We start from the raw sequence: 24,760 nt of genomic DNA, 5'->3' as shown, positions 1-24,760 counted from the left end.
CGGGAGTCCGGCGGCCACCCCCGCCATCCGGCCCCCGCCGACCGGGGGGAGCGACGGAGGCTTTTACCCGATCGCGAACAAACATTGGATTTCCGGTGGCCACCGCGCAACCGGGCCACCCCGGCCCACGTCATAAGATCGCAGGAAGGCGCACCCCCGCGAGGGGCGGCGCGCCATCGCTCCGGGGGACGCACCAGCGCCGTGCCCCCGGGTCTGTCCGGCCCCACCGGGGGGCCGCCGCCCGGTCAGACGGACCGGGCGCGACATCGGTCGGAGAGTCCTCACCGTGCTTAGGCAGTCGTCCCGTTCCCGCGCCGTCCTGTCCGGCGCCGCCGTGCTCGCCCTGGCCGCCTCGCTCGCGGCCTGCGGGAGTTCCGGCGGTGGGAAGGGGGACAGCGCCACGGCGAACGCCACCCCGGCCGGCGGCAGCAGCTCGGCGGGCAGCCCGAGCGCCACCGGCACCACCCCGGCCGCGACCGGCAGCGCGACGGCCTCCTCCGGCAAGGTGCTGATGCCCACCGGGCCCGCCGCCGCCCTCAACAAGGTCCGGGACACCGGCGCCGGCCCGATCATGATGACCAAGGTGACCGGCGCGAAGTCCGGAGTCACCGGCCAGGTCTGGGTCTGGCTGCCGCCCGAGTACAACGACCCCAAGTTCGCCAAGACCGGCTTCCCGGTGCTCACCCTGTTCGCCGGCGGCCAGAGCAACGGCTACAACACCTGGACCGACAACCAGCTGCCGATCCAGGAGGAGAACGAGCGGCTGGTCAAGGAGGGCAAGTCCCACCCGTTCATCATGATCATGCCGGTGCAGAACTTCAACAGCGACGAGAAGAACGCGCTGGACTGCTCCGACATCCCGGGCCAGCCCAAGATGGGCACCTGGATGGCCGAGGACATCCCGGACTTCGTCCGCGCCAACTTCCGCACCGTGAAGGGCCGTGACGGCTGGGGCGTGATGGGCGCCTCCACCGGCGGCTTCTGCAGCGCCAAGCTCGCGCTCCAGTACCCGCAGGTCTACAAGGCCGCGGTGCCGATCGACGGCTACTTCATCCCGGACTCCGGGCTGTGGAAGGGCCACGACGCCGAGCACGCGGCCAACAACCCGGACGTGCTGGTCGCCCAGGGCAAGGCCGACGTGAGCATGCTGGTCACCGCGGGCGGCGCCAACCCGTACGAGACCAAGGTGGTCAAGAGCTGGGTGGCGAAGGCCGTCCCGCCGGTGAGCCTGGAGTACCACGAGCAGCCCGGCGGCAAGCACCTGACCTCGGACTTCAAGAAGATGATCCCGGACACCCTGGTGTGGCTCACGGCCCACCTGGCGGGGCCCGCGGCCGACTGAGGCCGCGGCCCTCTCCCACCGCCGGGCCTTCCGCCCTCACCCGTACCGCCGGTGCCGGGACGCGTTCGCGCTCCCGACGCCGGCGGTCCTGCTTCCGGCGGTCCCGCATCCGGCGGGCCCGCCGGTGGGCGCGGTGGTCGCCGGGGCCCGCCGGACGGTTGCGCCGCCCGTCCGCAGGCCCGTGACCTGCGCGTCAATCGGACATTGATTCGCTTCTGATCGACTGCGAGCACCTTGGCTGGGGCGGTCCTCACCGGCCGCCACCACCCGCCGTGCCCCAAGCCGTGAAGAGAGTGCCATGCCGATCCACCTGGTGCCCCAGCCCGTCACCACCCCCACCGTGCCCGCCCAGGGTGTGTCCGGAACCGACTCGCTGGCCGCGGCCCCGTACGGACGGGCCGCGGCCGACGAGCCCGCCACTCTGCGGTTCGCCGGGCTGCGCCTGGTGCACGCCGCGCTGCGCCGGGACCTCGCCCGGCTGCCCAACGCGCTGCGGCTGCTCCAGCCCGAGGAGGACGACAAGGGCGAGGCCCTGCTGCGGCACTGGAACTTCATCACCGCGATGCTCACCTGCCACCACGAGCAGCAGGACACCCGGCTGTGGCCGATCGTGCGCCGCTTCGCGCCCGAGCTGCGGCTGCTGCTCAACTGGCTGGAGGACGACCACCACAACCTGGACCACTCCTTCACCCGGGTCACCACGCTGGTGCGGATCGCCAGCCGGGACACCGGCAGCGCCTGGCCGGTCGCGTACGCGATGGAGGATCTCGCGGCCCGGCTGGAGACCCATCTGCGGATCGAGGAGCGGCAGTTGCTGCCCCGGATGGAGCGGGTGATCACGGACGGCTCCCGGCTCGGCGGGCTGGGCGAGCTGCTGGACCTGCTGCGGCTGGCCGACGGTCCGGGCGTGGCGGACGCGCTGGCCTGGCTCCTGGAAGGCGTGGAGCCCGAGCTGGTCGAGCGGCTGCTGGCCGACTGCGACGACGACGTGGCCCGCAACTGGCCGCACTGGCACGCGACGTACCAGCGCTGCACCTCGCCGCTGTGGGGCCCGGTGGACGGTCAAGCCGACGGCACCGCCTTCGGCTTCGGCGGCCTGGGGCACTTCGCCGACTGACCACGGGTCTCTCCGCAGGCCGTTGATCTACGCGCGTGGCATATGCCTCCGGCAGGAGCCTCTGGCCTGTGCCGGGCCAGGCGGCAGCGCCGACAGAATGCCCAACTCCCCATTCCCCCTAAGGGATTCGACCCACCGCTCTCGGGGTCGAGCCGCCCCGGCCGCTCCGGGCCGGGCCAGGGAAGGCGTCACGCCGACGGTCGATGGCCGGCCGTTCCCGCCGCCGTACCGTCGACCGCATGACCACAGCGCGCAGCACCCCCCGCCCGTACCGCACCCGCCCCGGGACCCGCCTCCGGCGCGGCCCCGCGCTCCTCGCCGCCGGCGCCGTCCTGGTGCTCGGCGCCGGACTGACCGCCTGCGAGGGCGGCGTGGCCCTCTGCCTGGACGACCACAAGTGCACCGTCGGCATCACGACCGACGAGGCCGGCGGCACCAAGACCGTCAAGGTCTTCGGCGGCGACAAGCCGATGGAGCTGACCGTCGGCCACATCGGCGACAGTTCGGCCGAGGTGACCATCGGCGACGCCCGGAAGACCGCCACCAAGGACGCCGAGACCTCCGTCGGCGGCGTCAGGATCATCCTGCGCAAGACGAGCAAGGCCGACCACTACGCCGAGTTGCACGTCGAGCGGGACTGACCGTCGCCGGGCGCTCCCCGGCGCCCGCCCCGGTGACGGCCACGCGCTCCCCGGCGCCCGCCCCGGTGACGGCCACGCGCTCCCCGGCGCCCGCCCCGACGGTGACCGCGCTCCCCGGCGACGCCGTCCCACCGCCGCCCTGCTACCGTCCGCCGGTGACCTCTCTGCTGCAACCACCGCTGATCACCCGGCTGCTGGCCGCCGAGCGCATCCTGATCGCCGGAGCCGGCGGCGGCTTCGACGTGTACGCGGGGCTGCCGATCGCCCTCGCCCTGCGGGCCGCGGGCAAGGAGGTGCACCTGGCCAGCCTCTCCTTCAGCCACCTCTACGGTCTGCCCCCCGACGTCTGGGTGGAGCCCGACGTGGCCCGGATCGAGCCGGACACCGCCGCCCCTGAGGGCTACTTCCCGGAACGCACCCTGGCCCGCTGGCTGAACCGGCACCGGATGCCCGACACCGTGTGGGCCTTTCCGTCGGTGGGCGTGCAGCCGCTGCGCAAGGCCTACCGTGCGCTGGTCGCCCGCCTGGGCGTGGACGCGATCCTGCTGGTGGACGGCGGCACCGACATCCTGATGCGCGGCGACGAGGTCGGACTCGGCACGCCGGAGGAGGACATGGCGAGCCTGGCCGCGGTGGCCGGCCTGTCCGAGGTGCCCGAGCGGCTGGTCGCCTGCCTCGGCTTCGGCATCGACGCCCACCACGGCGTCAACCACTCGCTGGTGCTGGAGAACCTCGCCGGGCTCGACCGGGCCGGCGGCTACCTCGGCGCCTTCTCCATCCCGCGCGACAGCCGGGAGGGGGTGCTCTACCTGGACGCCGTCGAGCACGCCAGGGCCGCCTTCCCGGAGCACCCCAGCATCGTCAACGGCTCGGTGGCGGCGGCGTTGCGCGGTGAGTTCGGCGACGTCCGCTTCACCGAGCGGACCAAGGGCGAGCAGCTCTTCATCAACCCGCTGATGACGCTCTACTTCGGCGTCACCGTCGAGGCGCTGGCCGCCGAGCACCGGTACCTGGACCGGCTGGAGCGGACCGTGGTGATGCGTCAGATCGCCACCGTCATCGCGGAGTTCCAGGACGAGCTGCCGCGTCAGCGGCCGCCCCGGCAGTTCCCGCACTGACCCGGAGGGCCGGGGTGGCGGGTCCGGCCGGGCCACCGGGCGGACAGCCGGTGCGACGCCGGTCAGAACGCGGCGAGCCGGAACTCCAGGTTCCCGAACCGCACCTGGTCGCCCGGCCGGACCCGTACGCCGCCCGCTATCCGCCGCCCGTTCACATGGGTGCCGTTGGTCGAGCCGAGGTCGTACAGCACCCAGCCGTCCTGCTCGTGGCGCAGTTCGGCGTGGTGCCGGGACACCGAGGCGTCGTGCAGCCGCAGCCCCGAGCCGGGGAGCCGGCCGATCGTCAACTGCCCCGCCCCGGCCTGCGGCAGGCTCAGCCCCGGCAGCCGCTCGGTGCGCCAGGCCCGGCCCAGCCGGTCGCCGAAAGCGGACACCCGGCCGACCGTGCGCAGCACCAGGCGCTCGACCGGCCCGCCGGTCGGCAGTCCGGCCACCGCCGCGTCCAACTCGCCGCGGCTGGTGGCCTGCAGGACGATGTCCATCCGGCCGAGGAAGGTCTCGTGCGAGAGCCGTCCACTGCCCGCGCCGTCCCGCAGCACCCCGAGCGCCCGGTCCCGCTCGGCGTCGGAGGGGCGGTCCGCGCCGGTCGGACCGGCCGCGCCGGTGGGCAGCTCAGGAGGCGTCATGGCCGAATTGTCGGCGCGGCCGGCTCCGGCTGTCCAGGTCGCGCCGTGCGCGGGCGCGGGGTTCGTACGTCACGGCAGTCCAGACGCCCTTTCCGGCCGGGCGGTTCCGCGGGTTCCGGCCGTGGCTCCGGGCCCGTTCCGGCCGTGGCTCCGGGCCCGTTCCCGCCGTGTTCGACGGGCCCGTTCCGGCCGTGCACCCGGGCCCGTTCCGGCCGTGCACCCGGGCCCGTTCCCGGCGTCGTGCGGGCCGTCAGGCCTTGCGGGCGGCGGCCAGGATCTTCGCCGTGGTGTGCAGGAACCGGGAGGTGACCGTGCCCCGGTAGGCCTTGCCGAACATGTCCTTGGTGACCCACTTGCCGTCCTGGAGGTGGATCACCACGTATGCCGCCCCCGGGTCGGCGCCGATCACCTCGACGTCGCCCTTCGGCGAGCGGTGCGGGAGGGCGAACCCGGCCGGCAGCGGCTCGGAGAGGAAGGCGACGACCAGCCGGACGTCCGGTGTCACCTCGATGCCCCGGAAGGGCTCGGCGGCGAGCAGGGCGGCCACCTCGTCCACCGTCCGCAGCAGCACCGGCACCGGGTACCCGAGCGCCTGCTCCAGGTGCTCCTCGATCCGCCCGGTCAGTGCCGTGCGGTCCGGCTCGTCGGTGGTGAAGAAGACGTTGCCGCTCTGGATGTAGGAGCGGACGTCGCCCAGCCCGAGCTCGGCGAAGAGCGCCCGCAGCCGCTCCATCTTCACCGTCCGGCCGCCGACGTTGACGGCCCGCAGGAAGGCGATGTACGTGGTCGTGGTGGTCACCCCGCCAGTCTGGCACCGGCCACCGACAACGGCCGGGCACCGCTGGTCCGCGGGGGCCGGCCCGTCCGCCCGCCCCGCGCGCTTCGTCTCCCGTCCGCCGTCTCCTGTCCGCCGTCCCCGTTCCGTCCGGTCGTCGGGCCGTCCGGTCGTCCGCGCCCGGCGGTTGTCGGTGCCGGGTGCCAGACTGGCGCCATGGCTACCTGGCAGGATTTCGAGCACGAGGCCCCCGATCTGGCGCCCCTGGTCCGGGCCCGGTTCGAGGCGAACAAGCACCACGTCCTGGCGACGCTGCGCAAGGACGGATCGCCCCGGGTGAGCGGCACGGAGGTCGACTTCGTCGGCGCCGACCTCTGGATCGGGTCGATGTACGGCGCGGTCAAGGCACGTGACCTCCAGCGCGACGCCCGCTACGCCCTGCACGCGCACCCGGGGGACGAGACCATGGCCGGCGGGGACTCCAAGGTCTCCGGCCGGGCGGTGGAGATCACCGACGAGACCGAACTCGCCGCCTTCGCCGCCGATCTGCCGGAGGCGCCGCCGCCCGGCCCGTTCCACGCCTTCCGGTTGGAGCTCGACCAGGTGGTGCACACCACCGTGGAGGGTGACCACCTGCTGGTGTTCAACTGGCGCCCCGGTCGGCCGGTCGAGCGGATCCAGGTCCACTGACCGGCCGATTCGGCGGCAACCGACCTACGGCAGAACGGACTTGAGGGCCTCGGGGGTGCGGGCCACGACGGCGTGACCGTCGTCCGCGGTGATGATCGGGCGCTGGATCAGGATCGGGTGCTCGGCCATCGCCGCGATCCAGCGGTCCCGCTCGCCCGCCTCACGGGGCCAGCCCTTCATCCCCAGGTCCTTCGCGACCTGCTCGTCGGTGCGGGTGATGTCCCACGGCTCCAGGCCCAGGCGCTCCAGCACCCGCACCAGCTCGGCCGCGGTCGGCGGCTCCTCCAGGTAGCGCCGCACGGTGTACTCGACCCCGGCGCCGTCCAGCTCGCCGAGCGCGGTCCGGCACTTGCTGCACCGCGGGTTGATCCAGATCTCCATGCCGGCCACCCTACCGAGCCGCCCGTGCCCGCCCGCCCCGGTTCGCGGTTCGCCTCGCCGCCGCGCGCGATGGGCCTCGCCGCCGCGCGGTTCGGCCCGCCCCGCGGCGCCGTCCGGTCCGCACGGGAACTCCGCCGCACCCACGGGCGGTTGACCGGGCAGGAAGCGTGATCTCGGGAGGGGAGCACCGGATGGACGGCGCGAAGATCATCGAACAGCTGATGACCACGGAGGTCAGGACCGATCCGTACCCGCTGTACGCCAGCGCCCGCGAGCTGGGCCCGGTGGCCCCGGCCGGGGACGGCATGTTCCTGGTGAGCGGCTACGCGGCGGTCAACAAGGTGCTGCGCACCCCCGCCTTCGGCGTGGCGACCGCCGACATGATGGCCGGCCTGGCCCCCGAGTACGCCGCGCACTCCTCGCTCGCCCTGTTCGGCCGCTCGATCCTCCAGCGCAACGCCCCCGACCAGCCCCGGGTCCGCTCGCTGATCGCCTCGGTGTTCACCGCCCGGCGGGTCGCCGCGCTGCGCCCGGCCGTGGAGGCGGCGGTCCACCGGCTGCTGGACGGGATGGCCGAGCAGGGCGGCGACGGCTCGCCGGTGGACTTCATGGACGCCTTCGCCTTCCGGCTGCCGGTCGGGGTGATCTGCGAGCTGCTCGGCGTCCCCGAACAGGACCGCTACCGCTTCCGCGGCCTCGCCTCCGACCTGACCGTCGCGCTGGAGATCATTCAGGACCTGGACGAGCTGGCCGCCGCCGACGGGGCCGCCGACGAGCTGGCCCGCTACTTCACCGAGCTGGCCGCCGAGCGCCTGGCCCGCCCGCAGGACGACCTGGTCACCGACCTGGCCCGGATCGCCGCCGCGGACGACGAGCGGCTCTCCGCCGAGGAACTGCTGGCCAACCTTGTCCTGCTGCTGGTGGCCGGCTTCGAGACCACCACCAACCTGCTCGGCAACGGCCTGGCCCTGCTGTTCCGCCACCCCGAGGCGGCCGCCGGCCTGCGCAGCGGCGCGATCACCCCGGCCGGGTTCACCGACGAGGTGCTGCGCTTCGATTCCCCGGTCCAGGTCACCGGCCGGGTCGCCCTGGAAGCGGGCCTGGCCGTTGAGGGCCTGCCGATCCCGCCCGGCCACGGGGTGACCCTGCTGATCGGCTCGGCCAACCACGATCCGGCGCGGTACGAGCGCCCCGAGGTGTTCGACCCGGCCCGTACCGACAGCCAGCCGCTCAGTTTCGGCGGCGGCACCCACTTCTGCCTGGGCTCCCAGCTGGCCCGGCTGGAGGCCGAGGTCGCGATGCCCGCCCTGCTCGACCGCTTCCCCCGGCTCGCCCCCGGCGGCGTCCCGACCCGGCGCGACCGCCTGGTGCTGCGAGGCTTCGAGACCCTGCCGGTGATCGTCCGCTGACGCGCGGCCCCCCGGGGTCGGGGGATCGGCTCTTCCGGCCCCGGAGCCCGGGACGTTCGGCCGTTCGTGGCTGGGCCGTCCGTGGGAGAGCATGGAGGGACGAAAGCGGCCGATCCGGACCGATGCCCCGGAGCGGCCACCTGCCAGGAGGTCCCACCGTGCCCACAGCACCCCGCCCGCAGCGCCCCGCGGCGCTGGAGCCCGAGGTGCCGCGGTGGGTGCCCTGGCTGCCGGTGGTCCTGCTGGTGCTGGACCTGGTCGCCGAGGCCGTCGTCCCGGACGCCGTCGCCGCAGGCTTCCTGCTCACCGCGCTGCCCGTGGTGGCCGCGTTCAGCTACGGCCCGGCGCTGACCGCCGTCACCACGGTCGGCTCGCTGGCGCTCCAGCTCGTCCTGGCGTTGCGCGCGGGCCACGTCAATGAGCAGCACCACGTCTGGGTCTACATCGCCACCCTGCTCTCCGGCGTCATGGGCACCGCGCTGTCCTGGCAGCGCACCCGGCAGAACCGCAACCTGCTCCAGGCCCGTACGGTCGCCGAGACCCTGCAGCGCACCGTGCTGCGCCCGGTGCCCGAGCGGGCCGGCGGGCTGCGGGTGGCCGGGCTCTACCGCCCGGCCCAGGCCGACGTACTGGTCGGCGGCGACCTGTACGAGGTGTGCGACACCCGCTTCGGCGTGCGGGTGCTGCTCGGCGACGTCCGGGGCAAGGGCCTGGGCGCGGTCCGCACCGTCGCCGACGTCCTCGGCGCGTTCCGGGCGGCCGCGTACGACACCCCCGGGCTGGTCGAACTCGCCGACCAGCTGGACCGCGCGGTGCTGCGCGACGCCGCCGACCGCGGCGACGACGAGCTGTTCGTCACCGCCGTCCTGCTCCAGTACCGGCCCGGCTCGGACTGCGTGGAGATCGTCAACCGCGGTCACACCACCCCGCTGCTCCTCGGCGGGGGCGGCATAACCCCGATGTCCGGCGCCGACGAGCTCCCGCTCGGCCTCGGCCACCTCGGCCCCGCCGGCGAGCGCAGCAAGGCGATCGCCGTGGCGCTGCCCCCGGGCCACACCGTGCTGCTCTACACCGACGGCGTCAGCGAGGCCCGCGACTCCAGCGGCGCCTTCTACCCGCTGGCCGTCCGCCTCGCCGCCCTCGGCACCACCGCCCCCGACCGGGTGGTCTCCTTCCTGGCCCAGGACGTCCACCGGTACGCCGGCCTGCTCGCCGACGATCTCGCCGTCCTCGCCCTCACTCCGGACGTTCCGTAGCCCCGGGCCACTCCCACAGGTTCGCGAACAGCTCCGCCTGCTCCCGGGCGTCGTCCAGCGCTATGGGCCCCTCCGGCCCTGCGGGTCGTACTCCGCGCTGATCGGCCGCAGCTCCCGGTAGAACGCCGCCGCCCCCGCGGCCGGCCGCCGGAACCCCTCCCCGTCGTGCCACCCGACCACCACGGCCCCGAAGCTCACCATCGAGTACGGCCCCGGGATCGGACCGTCCGCCTCCACGTCCACCGACACGTACACCGTCGGGGTGACCTTCGCCCTCTGTCCCATGCCCTCATCCAACCCGGCCCGGCAACCGCTTTTCCGCGCTCCCGGCCGCCGCCGCCCGTCTCCCGCCGCCGCCCGGTCACCTGTGCCGCGCTCCCGTCGCCTGCCGCCGCCCGGTCACCCGGACGGGCCCGCCGGGATGCCTCCGGGCACGGGAGTGCGCAGGCTGCAGGCAACGACCGGGCCCAGCGGCGGACGGCCCCGGGAGCGCGGCACGGGAGGACGAGATCGACGGGACACGGACGACCGGCACCGGCGGCGGTGCGAGCGCGCCGCTGCTCGCCCGCTGCGCCCTGCTGGCGGCCGCGGGGGCCGTGGGGGTGCTGCTGTTCGCGCTGGGGGAGGGTGGGCTGTTGGTGCTCGCGGCCGGGCTGCTCGGACTGGTCGTCGGGGCCGCCGGCGTCTGGTGGTTCCTGGCCTACCGGGGCGCGGTCCGGCTGTTCGGGCTGCTCGTCGCGATCGCGGCGCCGGTCGCGGTGCTGGTGATCTTCGCCCACCACCGCCTGTGGCTGACGGCCCTGGTCCTCGTCCTGGTCTGGGCCGTCGCGCTGGCCCTCGCCCGCGCCGCGCTGCGCCGGGCCGGCGCGGAGCCGGCGATGCGGGCGCATGCCGCGGCCCGGCCGCGGCGACCGGTCCTGATCATGAACCCGAAGTCCGGCGGCGGGAAGGTCGGCCGCTTCGGCCTGGTCGAGCGGGCGGAGGGCCTCGGAGCCCGGGTGGTGCTGCTCGACCCCGGCGCCCCCGCCGATGTCGCCGAACTGGCCCGCACGGCCGTGGCCGAGGGCGCGGACCTGCTCGGCGTGGCGGGCGGCGACGGCACCCAGGCGCTGGTCGCGGCCGTCGCCGCCGAGCACGACCTGCCGTTCCTGGTGGTCTCCGCGGGCACCCGCAACCACTTCGCCATGGACCTCGGCCTCGACCGCAACGACCCCTCCCGCTGCCTGGACGCCCTGACCGACGGCGAGGAGCTGAGGGTCGACCTCGGGGAGGTCGCGGGCCGGGCCTTCGTGAACACCGTCTCCTTCGGGGTGTACGCCGACGTCGTGCAGCGCCCCGAGTACCGCGACGCCAAGGCCGGTACCGCGCTCGGCCTGCTGCCGGACCTGCTGGTCGGCGAGGGCGTCCGGCGGGTCGACGTCAGGGCCGACACCACCGTGCTCACCGCCCAGCAGGCGCTGCTGGTGAGCAACAACCCGTACGGCTCGACCGACGACCTCGGGATCGGCGGCCGCCGGCCCCGGCTCGACGCCGGCCTGCTCGGCGTCCTGGGCATCCGGGTGGAGGGCGCGGCGCAGGCCGCGGACCTGGCCGTGCGCGGCACGCAGTCCACCGGGCTGAGCGCGTTGACCGCACGGCGGGTGGAGGTGACCGCGGACGAGGAGGAGATCCCGGTGGCGGTCGACGGCGAGACGCTGCGGATGCCCGTCCCGGTCGTGTGCACGCTGCGCCCGCGGGCCCTGCGGGTCCTGGTGCCGCGCGACCGCCCGGGCGTTCCCGCCCCGGTGCCGTCCGTGAACTGGCGCAGGCTGGCCGCCCTCGCGCTCGGCCGCACCGGCCCCGGCTCCGGTTCCAGCTCCGCTGCTCGCTCCGATGACCCGACCGCCGAGAGGCCGACCCGTGACTGACCCGGACCGCGACGCCTCCCCGCCCGCCGCCTCTCCCGCCGCCTCTCCCGCACCCCCTCCCACACCCGCTCCCGCGCTCTCGCCGGTCGAGGCCGTCCTCACCGACCTGCGGGCGCTCGACGGAGCCGTCTACGCGGCCGTCGCCGCCACCCCCACCCCGACCCTGGACACCGCGCTGCGCCGGCTCTCCCGGGCGGCAGACCACTCGAAGATCTCGCTGGCCGTCGCCGCCCTGCTCGCCCTGCGGCCGGGCCGGCCCCGGCAGGCGGCGGTGGCGGGGGTCGGCGCCGTGGCACTGGCCTCGGTGGCGGCGAACCTGGTCGGGAAGCAACTGGTCCACCGGGCCCGGCCCGACCGGGAGCTGGCGCGGGTGGCCGTCGCCCGGCAGGTGTCGATGCCCGAGTCGGCCTCCTTCCCGTCCGGGCACACGGCCTCGGCGACGGCCTTCGCCACCGCGATCGGTGTGCTGCTGCCGCCGCTGGCGCTACCGCTCGGCGCGCTGGCGGTCGGGGTCGGCTACTCCCGGGTCCACACCGGCGTGCACTACCCGGGGGACGTCGCGGCGGGCGCACTGCTCGGCTACGCGGCCGCGGTGGCCTCGCTGGCCGTCGTCCGGACGGTGCCGCCGCGCCTCCCCGACTGAGCGGACCTCACCCCCCACCCCGCCCCCGTGGGCAACCCGGGCCTGCACGGGCAATTGAACGTCTGTGCGCTATCTTCTGCCGTGAGCATTTTCCCCCGGCAACGACCAGGTTCCTCGGGCCGCCGCAAGTCCGCCAGGGGCGGCCGTCTCGCCGTCCTGGACGGATTGCGCATCCTGGCCGCGCTGATGGTGGTCTTCCACCACTACGTCGGCTACGGCGGCGGCACCAAGCCCGAGGACAGTGCCTGGGGCAAGCCGGTCGACCAGGTGTTCCACCGCGCCTCCTTCCTCGGCGCCTACCTGTGGACCGGCATCTGCCTGTTCTTCGTGATCAGCGGCTTCGTGATCTGCATGAGCAGCTGGGGCCGCCCGGTGGGCGACTTCGTCCGCTCCCGGGTGATCCGGCTCTACCCCGCGTACTGGTTCGCCGTCCTGCTCACCACCGCGGTCGTGGCGCTCTGGCCGCTCGTACGCCAGCCGCTCCCCTCGGAGCAGGTGCTCGCCAATCTGACGATGTTCCAGGAGGGCCTGGGCATCAAGGACGTCGACGCCGTCTACTGGACGCTCTGGATCGAGCTGCGCTTCTACCTGCTCTTCGCCATCGTGGTCTGGCGGGGCGTGACCTACCGGCGGATCGTGGCCTTCTGCTCGATCTGGACGGTCGCGGGCATCGTCTCGGCGAGCACCAAGTGGCCGGTGCTCGACTTCTTCGCGATGTCGCAGGTCTCCTCGTTCTTCGTCGCCGGCCTGGCGCTCTACCTGGTCCACCGGTACGGCCCCAACCTGATGCTCTTCGGCATCGTCGGGATCAGCTGGATCCTCTCGGTCCTGTTCACCATCCAGCACCAGAAGGAGATCAACCCCTTCCTCGGCCGTACCGACCTGCCGACCTGGCCCGCGGTCCTGCTGACCAGCTTCTCCTACCTCGTCATGATCGTGGTGGCCATGGGCTGGGGCTCCCGGATCCAGTGGCGCTGGCTGACCTTCGCCGGCGCCCTCACCTACCCGCTCTACCTGCTCCACGAGACCATGGGCTGGACGGCCCTGCGCGCCCTCCACGAGCGCGACATCAAGCCCTGGCCGGCGGTCGCCGTCGTCACCACCGGCATGCTCGTCGCCTCCTGGCTGGTCCACCGCCTGATCGAGAAGCCCCTGACCCCGCGCCTCAAGACCGGCATGACCGCGAGCATCGACCAGCTCCGCGCCGCCGAACCCCTCCCCCCGCAACCCGCCCCCCGCGGGCTCCTGGAAACCATCACCCCCTGGGCCACCGCCTTCACCCCCAGGGACCCCGACCTCCCGCAGCACCACACCCACGACTCCCGCTGACCCCCGGACAGCACGCACCGGGCGGCCGGCCCGGCCCCCGTCGGACCGCCCGCCCGGTGGACCTGCCGGCCCCGCGGGCCCGCGACCGCGGGACGAGGCGGCCGCGGCCAAGCTCGACGTCAACGCCTACGAGGAGCAGGTCTGGGACGAGCACGCCGACCCGTTCACCAACACCGTCGCCGTCACCATCGGCCGACTGCGCCGCAAACTCGGCAGCCCCCGGCCATCACCACCGTGCCGACGGTCGGCTACCGGATCGCGGACGCGGAGGGCTGAACCAGGCGTCGACCTGCGGGAGCGCACCCGCGAAGGGGCGCGTTCCCGCAGGTCAGGGGCTTTCTACAGGTCGTAGTACAGCTCGAACTCGTGCGGGTGGGGGCGGAGCGCGATCGGGGCGATCTCGTTGGTGCGCTTGTAGTCGATCCAGGTCTCGATGAGGTCCGGGGTGAAGACGTTGCCGGCGAGGAGGTACTCGTGGTCGGCTTCCAGGGCGTCCAGGACGGCGGGGAGGGAGGAGGGCACCTGGGGGACGTTGGCGTGCTCCTCGGGGGCCAGTTCGTAGAGGTCCTTGTCGACCGGCTCCAGCGGCTCGATCTTGTTGCGGATGCCGTCGAGGCCGGCCATCAGCATGGCGGCGAAGGCCAGGTAGGGGTTGGAGGCCGGGTCGGGCGCGCGGAACTCGATGCGCTTGGCCTTGGCGTTGGAGCCGGTGATCGGGATGCGGATCGCGGCCGAGCGGTTGCGCTGGGAGTAGACCAGGTTGACCGGGGCCTCGAAGCCCGGCACCAGGCGGTGGTAGGAGTTCACCGAGGGGTTGGTGAAGGCCAGCAGCGAGGGGGCGTGCCGCAGCAGCCCGCCGATGTAGTAGCGGGCGGTGTCGGAGAGCCCGGCGTAGCCCTGCTCGTCGTAGAAGAGCGGGGTGCCCTCGGTCCACAGCGACTGGTGGACGTGCATGCCCGAGCCGTTGTCGCCGAAGATCGGCTTCGGCATGAAGGTGGCGGTCTTGCCGTTGCGCCAGGCGACGTTCTTGATGATGTACTTGAACAGCATCAGGTCGTCGGCGGCGTGCAGCAGGGTGTTGAACTTGTAGTTGATCTCGGCCTGGCCCGCGGTGCCGACCTCGTGGTGCTGGCGCTCGACCTCCAGCCCGGCCTTGGCGAGTTCCAGCGACATCTCGGCGCGCAGGTCGGCGAAGTGGTCGACCGGCGGGACGGGGAAGTACCCGCCCTTGTACTTGACCTTGTAGCCGCGCACGTCGCCCTCGGCGGCGCCGCTGTTCCAGGCGCCGGCCTCCGAGTCGATGTGGTAGAAGGACGCGTTGGCGCTGGTCTCGAAGCGGACCGAGTCGAAGACGTAGAACTCGGCCTCGGGCCCGAAGTACGCGGTGTCGGCGATGCCGGAGGAGGCGAGGTAGGCCTCGGCCTTCCTGGCGACGTTGCGCGGGTCGCGGCTGTACGCCTCGCCGGTGACCGGGTCCTGGATGAAGAAGTTGATGTTGAGGTGCTTCTCGGCCCGGAAGGGGTCGAGGCGGGCGGTGGCGAGGTCCGGCACCAGGGCCATGTCGGACTCGTGGATGGCCTGGAAGCCGCGGATCGACGAGCCGTCGAACATCAGGATCTCGGACGGGTCGAAGGTCGCCGCAGGTACGGAGAAGTGCTGCAAGACGCCCGGCAGGTCGCAGAAACGGACGTCGACGAACTTCACGTCGTTGTCCTGGATGAACTGCTTCACTTCGGCGGCGTTGTTGAACATCCATCCTCCTCGGCGTGCGATTGGGGCTCACCATAGGAATGGGTCGTTTCCGTACGGTGACCCGCTCGTTTCCTAGATGTTAACCGCGGGCGCCGGGCGGGCGGCAAAGACGTACGGGACGGTACAAATCCCCCTGCCCGGCCGGGCGGCCTCCCATAAGTGGTCTGGACCACTTGGGAAGCCCCCGGAACGGTGATTCACCCGGTCGGGGGTGATGTCCCGGCCGGAGGGGAGCCGGTGGCGGTGCGCGCCGTGAGCCCGGTTAGTGTGGATTCGTGGACACCAGAGAAGCGTTGGGATCGTGGATCGACGGCCCCCGGGCGGCCGCCGAGAAGATGGGCGCCGACTTCGGCCACCGCGGCGAGCGCCTCGGGCTGCCCAAGGAGGGCCCCGGCTCGATCGCCGGCCCCGGCCGCCGGATCGGCGCCCTGTTCGTGGACGGCTGGCTGGTCGCCCTGGTCTCGTACGGGCTGATCGCCCGCGGCGACCAGGCCGAGGCCAACCTGTGGACCAGCCCGCTGTACTTCGTGGTCGCGGCCGTGCTGCTGTCCACCACCGGCACCACGGTCGGCAAGCGCCTGTTCGGCCTCCGGGTGGTCCGGCTGGACGGCCGCCGAGCGACCATCCCGCAGGTCCTGCTGCGCACCCTGCTGCTCTGCCTGGTGGTGCCGCCGCTGGTCTGGGACCGCGACACCCGCGGCCTGCACGACAAGGCGGTCGGCACGGTCGAGGTCCGGATCTAGTCGAGGTCCCGACCCGCTCGAGGTCCCGACCCGCTTGAGGTCCGGATCCGGCCGGGGGCCGGAGACCCGAAGCCGTACGAACGTCGGAACGGCCCCGCCGCGGAGATTCCGCGGCGGGGCCGTTCTCGTGTCGTCAGGGGAGGGGGAGGGTCAGCGGGCCTGGCCGCCCTTGGGCATCCGGGCGCCCTTCGGCATCGGGCCCTTGGGGATCGGCGCCTTGGAGAGCAGGTCGCCCAGCGCGCGCAGGCGGTCGTTGGTCTCGGTGACCTGCTTGGGGGTGATGGCGCGGGGCAGGCGCATCAGGTGGATCTGGAGCTTCTTCAGCGGGACCTCGCCCTCGCCGTTGCCCACCACGATGTCGTGCACCGGCACGTCGCCGACCACGCGGGCCATCTTCTTCTTCTCGGAGACCAGCAGCTGGCGGACCCGGTTCGGGTTGCCCTCGCCGATCAGCGCGATGCCGGCCCGGCCCACGGCGCGGTAGACCGCGTCCTGGTTGCGGGTGACCGCGACCGGAGTGCTGTTGGAGCTCCAGCCGCGCCGGATGTTGTTCAGCACCGCCGCGACGGCACCCGGCTGGCCCTCCATCTGGCCGAACGCGGCGCGCTCGGCCCGGCGCCCGAAGACGATCGCCATGGCCAGCACGGCCACGATGAAGCCCAGGACGCCGAGGTAGACGGGATGCTCGATCGCGAAGCCGATGGCGAGGAACACGCCGAAGGTCAGCAGGCCGACGCCGGCGATGATCAGGCCGATCTTGGTGTCGACCTTCTTGGTCATGGTGTACGCCAGGCGGATCTGCTTCAGTCGCCCGGGGTTCTCGGATGTTTCCCTCGCCATAACGCTCATGGTACGTGGCACGGGTACGGGATATCCAAGCCCGGGTACCCGTTCGCCCCAACCGTGACCCGTGCGCCCGCACGCCGTCGCACAGAGCGACGGCGGGGGCTCGGCGGTGCCGCAGCGTTACCGCGAAAGGAGTACCTCCGAAGCGCTGTCGCGGATGCGGAAGGGCTGCCGCCGAAGGGACGTCGCCGAAGGGACGTCGCCGAAGCGTTCCGCCGAGGGCCTACCGCCGGACCGGCCGCCGCTCCGCCGCCCGCGCCACCGCGTCGTCGTGCCGGCGGTCCGCCGCGTACCGGCGGTTCTCGCACACCGCCGCCCACGCGTTGCGGCGCGCGTGCCGCTGGCCGGGAGCCAGCAGGACGCTCTCGGCGAACCGCAGAGCCGCCCCCACCGACCGGATCCGCATCTCGACCCGCATGCCGAACAGCTCCTCTCGTGGCTGAGAAGAATCCAACGCCCATCAGGCGTCCAGAGTCCCCACCCCGTGTTACCAGCCCGTGACCTGGCCGTCAAAGCGTGGTGAAAGCGGAAGGGCGGAGCCGAAGCTCCGCCCTTCCCATGGCTCGAACCGGTCGGTGGACCGCCCGGAATCCGCCCGGGCCTCCACCCGGCCTCCCCCAGGAGGCCCTCAGGAGGCCCTCAGGACGCCGTCTCGGGACGCCGTCAGACCGCGGCCTGCTCGCGCCGCTCCAGCGCCTGCCGGTACAGCCGGCCGGCCCGGTACGAGGACCGCACCAGCGGGCCCGACATGACGCCCGCGAAGCCCAGCTCCTCGGCCTCCTCCTGGAGCTCGACGAACTCCTGCGGCTTCACCCAGCGCTCGACCGGGTGGTGGCGCAGCGAGGGGCGCAGGTACTGGGTGATGGTGATCAGCTCGCAGCCGGCGCCGACCAGGTCGGCCAGCGCCTGGCTGACCTCCTCGCGGGTCTCGCCCATGCCCAGGATCAGGTTGGACTTGGTCACCAGCCCGGCCGCACGCGCCTGGGTGATGACGTCCAGCGAGCGCTCGTAGCGGAACGCCGGGCGGATCCGCTTGAAGATCCGCGGCACCGTCTCGACGTTGTGCGCGAGCACCTCGGGACGGGAGGAGAAGACCTCGGCCAGCTGCTCGGGCACCGCGTTGAAGTCGGGGATGAGCAGCTCGACGCCGGTGCGGCCGGCCTCGCGGCCGGCGGTCATCGCGTGCACCTGGCGCACGGTCTCGGCGTACAGCCAGGCGCCGCCGTCCTCCAGGTCGTCGCGGGCGACGCCGGTGATGGTGGCGTAGTTGAGGTCCATGGTGACGATGGACTCGGCGACCCGGCGCGGCTCGTCGCGGTCGAACTCGGCGGGCTTGCCGGTGTCGATCTGGCAGAAGTCGCAGCGGCGGGTGCACTGGTCACCGCCGATGAGGAAGGTCGCCTCGCGGTCCTCCCAGCACTCGAAGATGTTGGGGCAGCCGGCCTCCTGGCAGACCGTGTGCAGCCCCTCCTTCTTCACCAGCGACTGGAGGGCGTTGTACTCCGGCCCCATCTTCGCGCGGGTCTTGATCCACTCGGGCTTCCGCTCGATGGGGGTCTCGCTGTTGCGGACCTCCAGGCGGAGCAGCTTCCTGCCGTCGGGCGCGACAGCGGACACGTGCGACTCCTAGAACTAGACGGGGTACCCCCAGGGTACGCCTGTGGTTGTGCGGCCTTCGCCGGGCCTGCCGCCCTGCAATCGCAGGGCAACATGGCTACCGGTCGGTAGATTCCCAGCGGCCGTCGGGATTTTCCAGCGGCCGTCGGGATTTCCGGCGGCCGTCGGCGGAAGGTGTGCCGGTGCCGCCCGGCGGTCAGCGGCTGAGGGCCGGTTCCGGCAGCTCGGCGAAGACGTCCGCGAGGTGCCGTTCGACCACCGGCGCCGCCTCGGCGACGGACAGTCCGCGCTTCAGCTCGTCGGTGAGCGAGGCCACGCCCGCGTCCCGGATGCCGCACGGCACGATCTTGTCGAACCAGGTCATGTCCGGGTCGCAGTTGAGCGCGAAGCCGTGCATGGTCACCCCGCGGGCGACCCGCACGCCGATCGCGGCGAGCTTGCGGTCGTCGCCGCGCTGCCCGGCGTTGGAGGGCGCGTACTCGGGGCCGGCCAGGCGCGGGTCGATGCCCAGCGGAAGGCCCATCCGCAGGGTCAGCCTGCCGATGTCCACCACCTGCGCCGGGTCCACCACGGCGTCCGGGATGGACTCGCCCAGCACCCAGACCCCGCTGCGGCCCTCGACCCGGGTGGACTCGACGCCGAACCCGCCGGCGGTGCGGATCAGCGCCTCCTCCAGGCGGCGGACGTAGGCGATGACGTCGATCGGGTCGGGCAGCTTGACGATCGGGTAGCCGACCAGCTGGCCGGGGCCGTGCCAGGTGATCTCGCCGCCCCGGTTGACCTCGACCACCGGGGTGCCGTCCAGCGGCAGGTCGGCGGGGTTGGTGCGCTTGCCCATGGTGTACACCGACTGGTGCTCCAGGAGCAGGACGGTGTCCGGGATCTCGTCCGCGACCCGCAACGCGTGCAGCCGCTGCTGCTCCTCCCAGGCCTCCTGGTAGGGCACGGTCCGCTCACCTATGCCCATGCGAACAAAACGCACGTTCTCGCTCACGGTTGCCGCTCCTTGCCGGGCGTTCGAGACCAACCTCGCCACTGTACGCCCCGGCCGCCGGAACGCCTTCAGCCGCCCGTGAGCAGCCGCCCGCCCGGCCCTTCTCACCCGTCCGCTCTCACCCGTCCGCGAGCAGTTGCAGCCGCAGCGCGAGCTGGAGCTCCAGCGACCGCTCCGGCTGGTTCCAGTCCCGTCCGAGCAGCGCCTCGACCCGGTCCAGGCGCTGGACCACGGTGTTCACGTGGACGTGCAGCTCGTCCTTGGCCCTGGTCAGGCTGCCGCCGCAGTCGAAGTAGGCGCGCAGGGTGCGGACCAGCTCGGTGCCGCGCCGGGCGTCGTACGCCAGCAGCGGGCCGAGCGTCGCGCCGACGAAGCCGTCCACGTCGTGGCCGTCGCCGAGCAGCACGCCGAGGAAGCCGAGCGCCCGGGCCGACGCGCCCTCGCCGGCGCGGCCGAGCACCCGCAGCGCCCGGACGCAGCGCAGGCCCTCGCCGTAGGAGGCGGCCAGCGCGGCCGGACCGGCGGCCGGGCGGCCCGCGCCGACGGTGACCGGGAACCCGGCCAGCCGGGCCAGCCGCTCGGCGGCCTGCCGGGCGCTCTCCTCGGGGTCGTCGGTGCCGCCGCTCTCGACGGGTACCAGCAGCACCACCGTCTCGGCGTGCTCGGCGCTGACGCCCCGGGAGCCGAACAGGTGGCGCCGGGCCGCGCCGACCAGCCGTCCCCGGTCGTCGGCCTTCCCGTCGGCGGGCTCCGCGACCAGCACCAGGTGCGGCCGGGCGAGGTCGACGCCGAGCCGGCGGCCGCGCGCGGTGAGCCCGGCCGGGTCGCGATCGGGGGCGGTCAGCAGGTCGGTGAGCAGTTCGCCGCGGACCCGGTTCTCGGTCTCGGCGACCGAGCGGCGCAGCAGCAGGAGCAGCGCGGTGACCACGCTGGCCCGCTCGAACAGCCGCCGGTCGGCGTCGTCGAGGTCGGGCCGGCCGCGCAGCACCAGGGTGCCGAGCGCGTCGTGTCCGGCCAGCACCGCGCAGACCCACTGCTCGCCGTGCCGTACGGACCGGCCCTCGGCGCGGGAGGCGGCGACCGCCTCGGCCAGTTCGGCGGCGGGTGCGGAGCGTCCGGCCAGCGGTTCGCCCTCGGCGTCCAGGACCGCTATCTCCCCGCCCAGCAGGGCGGCCACGGCGGCGGAGACGTCCGGCACCTCGGCGCCGCGCAGCACCAGGTCGGTGAGCCGGTCGTGCGCCTGCTCGGCGCGCTGCACGGCGGAGGAGTGGGCCCGGACCAGCTCGTTGGCGGCGTTCAGCTCGGCGAGCGCGGCCCGGGTGTCGGCCAGCGACTTGGCGGTGTCCAGGGCGATCGCGGCGTGCGCGGCCAGCGAGCAGAGCAGCGCGACCTCGTCGGGGGAGAAGGCGCGCGGCGTGCGGTCGGCGGCGAACAGGACGCCGATGACCTGCCCGCCGAGCAGCAGCGGCACTCCGATGATCGCCACCAGGCCCTCGTCCAGCACGCCGGCGTCGATCGTGCCGGTGTGGTGGAAGCGTTCGTCGGTGCGGTAGTCGGGGGTGGCGTACGGGCGGGCGGCCTGCGCGACCAGCCCGCCCAGGCCGTCGCCGAGGCTGAGTCGCAGGGTCTGGAACAGGACGGAGACCGAGCCGTCGGTGACCCGCATGTAGGTGTCGCCGGCGGCCGCGTCCGGCAGGGTCAGGTACGCGGTGTCGGTCCCGAGCAGCATCCGGGCCCGGCGGACGATCGCCTGGAGCACGGTGTCCAGGTCCCGGGAGGCGGCGAGGTCCCCGGCGGTGTCGAACAGGGCGGTCAACTCGGCTTCTCGGCGCCGGTGTTGACGCAGGGTGCGGTGGACGCGCAGGGCCTGCCAGGTGGCGTCGTCGATCTCGGTGAGGACGGCGGCCGGCGCCCCGCGGCGGCGGGCGTCGGCCAGCACGTCGGCGAAGTCCTCGGTGGCGGCGCCGGAGGCGAGCAGGTCGAGCAGCCGCCGCAGCGCGGGCGCGGCGCTTTCGTGGGGGTGGTTCATGGTGCGTGCCGCCAATCGGCGTCGGTTCCGTCGGTTCCGAGAAACCGCGATCGTATCGGCTCGGTCCTCAGGCGGTGGTGGGCTTTCCGGCCGGGGCGGCGTCCGGCTCCCGGCCGTCCCGGTCCGTCAGTCCCTCGACGTCCGCGAGGTCCCGGCCCCTGGTCTCCCGGCCGCAGAGCACCGCCAGCACGGTGATCACCGCCGCGATGGCGACGTACACCGCGATGGGGGTGGAGCTGCCGTAGTCCTTGAGCAGCGCGGTGGCGATCAGCGGCGCCGGGGCGCCGGCCGCCACCGAGGAGAACTGGGCGCCGATCGAGGCGCCGGAGTAGCGCATCCGGGTCGCGAACAGCTCGGAGAAGAAGGCCGCCTGGGGCGCGTACATGGCGCTGTGGAAGACCAGGCCGACGGTGACGGCGGTGACCAGCGAGCCGAAGGAGCGGGTGTCGACCATCCCGAAGAACACGAAGGCCCAGGCGCCCACCCCGACCGCGCCCACCAGGTACACCGGTCGGCGCCCGACGCGGTCGGACAGCGCGCCGAAGAGCGGGATCAGCGTGAACTGGATCGCGGAGGCGATCAGGACGGCGTTCAGCGCGGTCTGCTTGGAGAAGTGGGCGTGGGTGACGGCATAGGTGAGCACGAAGGTCGTCATCACGTAATAGGAGATGTTCTCAGCCATCCGCGCGCCCATCGCCACCAGCACCTCCCGCCAGTGGTTGCGCAACACCTCCACCAGCGGCAGCCGTTCGGCCGTCCGGCGCTCCTCCTGCCGCTGGTGCCGAGCCGCCAGCGCCTGCTTGAACAGCGGCGACTCGTCCACCGCGAGCCGGATCCACATCCCGACCACGACCAGCACCGCCGACAGCAGGAACGGCACCCGCCAGCCCCACGCCAGGAACGCCGCGTCCGACTGCACCGCCGTCATCAGCGACAGGACCCCGGCCGCCAGCAGGTTCCCGGCCGGCGCCCCGCCCTGCGGCCAGGAGGCCCAGAACCCCCGCCGCCGCTGGTCCCCGTGCTCCGACACCAGCAGCACGGCGCCGCCCCACTCACCGCCGAGCGCGAAGCCCTGCACCAGCCGCAGCACCGTCAGCAGCACCGGTGCCGCGACCCCGATCGAGTCGTACGTGGGCAGCAGCCCGATCGCCGTGGTCGACCCGCCCATCAGCAGCAGGCTCACCACCAGCAGCCTCTTGCGCCCGATCCGGTCCCCGAAGTGACCGAACACCAGCGCCCCGAGCGGCCGGGCCGCGAACCCGATCGCGTAGGTCAGGAAGGACAGCAGCGTCCCGGTCAGCGGATCGCTGTGCGGGAAGAACAGCTTCCCGAACACCAGCGCCGCGGCCGTTCCGTACAGGAAGTAGTCGTACCACTCGATCGTCGTGCCGATCAGGCTCGCAGCCACCACTCTCGGGAGTGAGCTGCTCGCTGCCGTACCTCGCGCAGGGGCGTTCATGGCCACCACTTCCAGAACCCGGGGGACGATGTCGCCACAAGGTAGGAAGCGCCCGACCCCGGGACTATGTGGGTGGCCCACACAGTCCCGGGGTCGAATGTGCCCGCCTGCCCTATGAGCGGGGAGGCCGGACCGCCGAGCCCTCCGCGCTCAGTGCGCCGTCCAGCCGCCGTCGACGGGGAGGCTGGCGCCGGTGATGTAGGAAGCGGCGGGGGAGCAGAGCCAGAGGGCGAGTTGGGCGACCTCGTCGGGCTCGATGAGGCGCTTCACGGCGGTGCGGTCGAGCATGATCCGCTCGACCACCTCCTCCTCGGGGATGCCGTGGGCGAGCGCCTGGGCGGCGATCTGCTTCTCCACCAGGGGGGTTCGGACGTAGCCCGGGTTGATGCAGTTGCTGGTGACGCCGTACGGCGCGCCCTCCAGGGCGACGGTCTTGCTGAGGCCCTCCAGGGCGTGCTTCGCGGTGACGTACGCGGACTTGAAGGCGCTGGCGCGCAGGCCGTGGACGGAGGAGACGTTGACGACCCGGCCCCACTTCTGCTCGTACATGTGCGGCAGGGTGCGGCGCAGGATGCGGAAAGGGGCCTCGACCATGACGCGCTGGATCAGCGTGAAGCGGTCCGGCGGGAACTCGTGCACCGGCGCGACGTGCTGGAGGCCGGCGTTGTTGACGACGATGTCGGCGTCGTCCGGCAGGGCGTCCACGGCCCCGGGGTCGCCGAGGTCGGCGATGATCGCGCGGCCGCCGATCCGCTCGGCGAGTTCCTCGGCCGGGCCGGCCGCGAGGTCGACGACGTAGACCCGGGCGCCGGCCCCGGCGAGGGCCTCGGCGCAGGCCCGGCCGATGCCCGAGGCGGCCCCGGTGACCATGGCCGTGCGGCCGGCGAGCGGGCGGGCAGTAGAGGTGTCCATGGCCGAGAACGGTAGGAACCCGGCGGCCCCGCTCCCATGTGGTGGACCGCCACAGCATCCCGCTGAGCTGTGGTGCTGTCCGCCATGACGTCGGAGCGAGGCCCGAACGGCGGATCGACCCTCGCAGACGCCCTCGGAGGGGCCCGCCGGGAGGCCCCTGAAGGAGCCCCCGGAACGGCCGACGGTTCGACCCCGGACGACCAAACCCAAGGTGGCCTCGCTTCCCCACAATGGGCGCGGTTGCTTCACCCGTTCGGTGGATTGCTCGGTCAGATCCGCCCATAGCGCCCGAATGCTCGCTACATTCACGCCGATTCCCGACAGGGGGCGCCGCCCCAGGCCGCCGAAGTGCTGGTGAAGCCCGGTGCGACGTCCGAGAGGTGTTGACAGACATGCCCCAACGGCCTGCAACCGACAGCCCGGCGTACGGACCGCTCGACCCGCTCGGCCAGCGCCGAGGGACGGTCGGCCGGACCCTTCCGGACGCTCCCGACGCCCTGACCGCCGACACGCTGGCCGCCGACGCCCCGGAAGCCGACGACCTGCGACTGCCGGTGCAGGCCACACCCGACCGGCACGAGAACCCCGGGGCGCCCGCGCCCGCCCCGTCCCGCGGCCCCGGCCACTCCGGCACGGCCCCGCAGAACGGCCAGCTCGCGGCGCTGATCGAGGAGGCCGGCTTCTCGCACGCGGGCCTCGCCCGCCGGGTCGACCAGCTCGGTCTGGAGCACGGCCTGGACCTGCGCTACGACAAGACCTCCGTCACCCGCTGGCTGCGCGGCCAGCAGCCGCGCGGGGCCACCCCGGCGCTGATCGCCGAGGTCTTCACCCGCCGCCTCGGCCGCCGGCTCACCGCCCAGGACCTCGGTCTCGACGCCTGCGCCCCGGTCTACGCCGGCCTGGAGTTCGCCGAGACGCCGCAGGAGGCGGTGGACATCGTGGCGAGCATGTGGCGCAAGGACAACGGCCCGCAGTCCGAGCTGCGCCGGATCGCCTTCACCCCGGCCGGCCTGGTCGTCCCCAGCCGGGACTGGCTGATCGGCCGCACCGACGAGCGGGTCGCCCGGGACGGCTCCACCCTGGTCCGACCGGACGCCGCCCCCGGCCCGTCGGCGAACGCTCCGAGCGGGTGAGCGTGATGTGGGCGAAGAGCGGATGACCCTTCAGCTTCTCC

23 protein-coding genes and 2 pseudogenes are annotated in these 24,760 nt (G+C 73.4%); 13 read left to right on the top strand and 12 right to left on the bottom strand.

The annotated features are described in order from the left end of the window. The first annotated feature begins 286 nt into the window (after positions 1-286). From ABZ449_RS25280 to ABZ449_RS25265, 4 genes are all read left to right on the top strand, one after another. A complete protein-coding gene (locus ABZ449_RS25280) occupies positions 287-1,342 on the top strand; it encodes an alpha/beta hydrolase-fold protein (protein WP_360349978.1) in 1,056 nt (351 codons plus the stop codon). A 298-nt stretch (positions 1,343-1,640) separates the two neighbouring features. Then, complete coding sequence (locus ABZ449_RS25275) at positions 1,641-2,459, top strand: hemerythrin domain-containing protein (protein WP_360349976.1); 819 nt, start codon at positions 1,641-1,643, stop codon at positions 2,457-2,459. A 239-nt stretch (positions 2,460-2,698) separates the two neighbouring features. Then, complete coding sequence (locus tag ABZ449_RS25270) at positions 2,699-3,100, top strand: hypothetical protein (protein ID WP_360349973.1); 402 nt, start codon at positions 2,699-2,701, stop codon at positions 3,098-3,100. A 155-nt stretch (positions 3,101-3,255) separates the two neighbouring features. After that, positions 3,256-4,218 (top strand): DUF1152 domain-containing protein, encoded by a 963-nt coding sequence (locus ABZ449_RS25265; protein ID WP_360349970.1) that lies wholly within the window; start codon positions 3,256-3,258, stop codon positions 4,216-4,218. A gap of 62 nt (positions 4,219-4,280) precedes the next feature. Here the strand turns inward: ABZ449_RS25265 and ABZ449_RS25260 are convergent, their stop codons facing one another. Continuing rightward, complete coding sequence (locus ABZ449_RS25260) at positions 4,281-4,844, bottom strand: DUF1707 and FHA domain-containing protein (RefSeq protein ID WP_360349967.1); 564 nt, start codon at positions 4,842-4,844, stop codon at positions 4,281-4,283. Positions 4,845-5,094: 250 nt separating this feature from the next. Next, positions 5,095-5,643 (bottom strand): DUF1697 domain-containing protein, encoded by a 549-nt coding sequence (locus ABZ449_RS25255; protein ID WP_360349964.1) that lies wholly within the window; start codon positions 5,641-5,643, stop codon positions 5,095-5,097. A gap of 192 nt (positions 5,644-5,835) precedes the next feature. On the opposite strand from ABZ449_RS25255, the gene ABZ449_RS25250 reads away from it, so the two are divergent. Next, the gene (locus tag ABZ449_RS25250) at positions 5,836-6,309 is read left to right on the top strand and encodes a pyridoxamine 5'-phosphate oxidase family protein (RefSeq protein WP_360349961.1); all 474 of its coding nucleotides are present in this window, start codon (positions 5,836-5,838) and stop codon (positions 6,307-6,309) included. Positions 6,310-6,333: 24 nt separating this feature from the next. Here the strand turns inward: ABZ449_RS25250 and ABZ449_RS25245 are convergent, their stop codons facing one another. Then, positions 6,334-6,690, bottom strand: coding sequence for an arsenate reductase family protein (locus ABZ449_RS25245; RefSeq protein ID WP_360349958.1), 357 nt, complete (start codon positions 6,688-6,690; stop codon positions 6,334-6,336). A 191-nt stretch (positions 6,691-6,881) separates the two neighbouring features. Between ABZ449_RS25245 and ABZ449_RS25240 the strand changes: the two genes are divergently transcribed. Then, the gene (locus ABZ449_RS25240) at positions 6,882-8,099 is read left to right on the top strand and encodes a cytochrome P450 (RefSeq protein WP_360349955.1); all 1,218 of its coding nucleotides are present in this window, start codon (positions 6,882-6,884) and stop codon (positions 8,097-8,099) included. A 158-nt stretch (positions 8,100-8,257) separates the two neighbouring features. After that, on the top strand, positions 8,258-9,355 hold the full coding sequence (locus ABZ449_RS25235; protein WP_360349952.1) for a PP2C family protein-serine/threonine phosphatase: 1,098 nt from the start codon (positions 8,258-8,260) through the stop codon (positions 9,353-9,355). Positions 9,356-9,415: 60 nt separating this feature from the next. On the opposite strand, the gene ABZ449_RS25230 is transcribed toward ABZ449_RS25235, so the two are convergent. Then, positions 9,416-9,640: a hypothetical protein gene (locus ABZ449_RS25230; protein ID WP_360349949.1), complete on the bottom strand. Its 225-nt coding sequence runs from the start codon at positions 9,638-9,640 to the stop codon at positions 9,416-9,418. 224 nt (positions 9,641-9,864) lie between these two features. Between ABZ449_RS25230 and ABZ449_RS25225 the strand changes: the two genes are divergently transcribed. The 4 genes and pseudogenes from ABZ449_RS25225 to ABZ449_RS25210 form a co-directional block, all read left to right on the top strand. Beyond that, positions 9,865-11,262, top strand: coding sequence for a diacylglycerol kinase family protein (locus tag ABZ449_RS25225; RefSeq protein WP_360350087.1), 1,398 nt, complete (start codon positions 9,865-9,867; stop codon positions 11,260-11,262). Between the two features lie 106 nt (positions 11,263-11,368). After that, on the top strand, positions 11,369-11,905 hold the full coding sequence (locus ABZ449_RS25220) for a phosphatase PAP2 family protein (protein WP_360350084.1): 537 nt from the start codon (positions 11,369-11,371) through the stop codon (positions 11,903-11,905). An 81-nt stretch (positions 11,906-11,986) separates the two neighbouring features. Beyond that, complete coding sequence (locus ABZ449_RS25215; protein ID WP_360349946.1) at positions 11,987-13,234, top strand: acyltransferase; 1,248 nt, start codon at positions 11,987-11,989, stop codon at positions 13,232-13,234. Positions 13,235-13,406: 172 nt separating this feature from the next. After that, positions 13,407-13,586, top strand: a pseudogene (locus ABZ449_RS25210) (hypothetical protein); the annotation flags it as partial. Here ABZ449_RS25210 and glnA read toward each other — a convergent pair. Continuing rightward, entirely contained in the window at positions 13,574-14,986 is a 1,413-nt protein-coding gene (glnA, locus tag ABZ449_RS25205) for a type I glutamate--ammonia ligase (protein WP_360349943.1), read from the bottom strand. The pseudogene ABZ449_RS25210 and the gene glnA overlap by 13 nt on opposite strands. A gap of 275 nt (positions 14,987-15,261) precedes the next feature. On the opposite strand from glnA, the gene ABZ449_RS25200 reads away from it, so the two are divergent. Further along, the gene (locus ABZ449_RS25200) at positions 15,262-15,729 is read left to right on the top strand and encodes an RDD family protein (RefSeq protein ID WP_360349940.1); all 468 of its coding nucleotides are present in this window, start codon (positions 15,262-15,264) and stop codon (positions 15,727-15,729) included. A 150-nt stretch (positions 15,730-15,879) separates the two neighbouring features. Here ABZ449_RS25200 and ABZ449_RS25195 read toward each other — a convergent pair whose 3' ends face one another. The 7 genes from ABZ449_RS25195 to ABZ449_RS25165 form a co-directional block, all read right to left on the bottom strand. Beyond that, a complete protein-coding gene (locus ABZ449_RS25195; protein WP_360349937.1) occupies positions 15,880-16,569 on the bottom strand; it encodes a DUF4191 domain-containing protein in 690 nt (229 codons plus the stop codon). A 229-nt stretch (positions 16,570-16,798) separates the two neighbouring features. Continuing rightward, positions 16,799-16,993 (bottom strand): hypothetical protein, encoded by a 195-nt coding sequence (locus tag ABZ449_RS25190; RefSeq protein WP_360349934.1) that lies wholly within the window; start codon positions 16,991-16,993, stop codon positions 16,799-16,801. Positions 16,994-17,238: 245 nt separating this feature from the next. Continuing rightward, complete coding sequence (gene lipA, locus ABZ449_RS25185; protein WP_360349931.1) at positions 17,239-18,192, bottom strand: lipoyl synthase; 954 nt, start codon at positions 18,190-18,192, stop codon at positions 17,239-17,241. A 196-nt stretch (positions 18,193-18,388) separates the two neighbouring features. After that, on the bottom strand, positions 18,389-19,186 hold the full coding sequence (lipB, locus tag ABZ449_RS25180; RefSeq protein WP_360349928.1) for a lipoyl(octanoyl) transferase LipB: 798 nt from the start codon (positions 19,184-19,186) through the stop codon (positions 18,389-18,391). A 118-nt stretch (positions 19,187-19,304) separates the two neighbouring features. Further along, positions 19,305-21,215, bottom strand: a complete 1,911-nt coding sequence (locus ABZ449_RS25175) for a helix-turn-helix domain-containing protein (RefSeq protein WP_360349925.1) — start codon at positions 21,213-21,215, stop codon at positions 19,305-19,307. A gap of 67 nt (positions 21,216-21,282) precedes the next feature. After that, positions 21,283-22,674, bottom strand: coding sequence for an MFS transporter (locus ABZ449_RS25170; protein ID WP_360349922.1), 1,392 nt, complete (start codon positions 22,672-22,674; stop codon positions 21,283-21,285). A 150-nt stretch (positions 22,675-22,824) separates the two neighbouring features. Beyond that, positions 22,825-23,586 (bottom strand): 3-hydroxybutyrate dehydrogenase, encoded by a 762-nt coding sequence (locus tag ABZ449_RS25165; RefSeq protein ID WP_360349919.1) that lies wholly within the window; start codon positions 23,584-23,586, stop codon positions 22,825-22,827. A gap of 662 nt (positions 23,587-24,248) precedes the next feature. Between ABZ449_RS25165 and ABZ449_RS25160 the strand changes: the two are divergent. Next, positions 24,249-24,656 (top strand): annotated as a pseudogene (locus ABZ449_RS25160) (regulator); the annotation flags it as partial. Positions 24,657-24,760 lie beyond the last annotated feature (104 nt).

The organism is Kitasatospora sp. NPDC005856, from assembly GCF_040629945.1.
Taxonomy (GTDB): domain Bacteria; phylum Actinomycetota; class Actinomycetes; order Streptomycetales; family Streptomycetaceae; genus Kitasatospora.
This window is presented reverse-complemented; position numbering and strand designations above follow the sequence as displayed.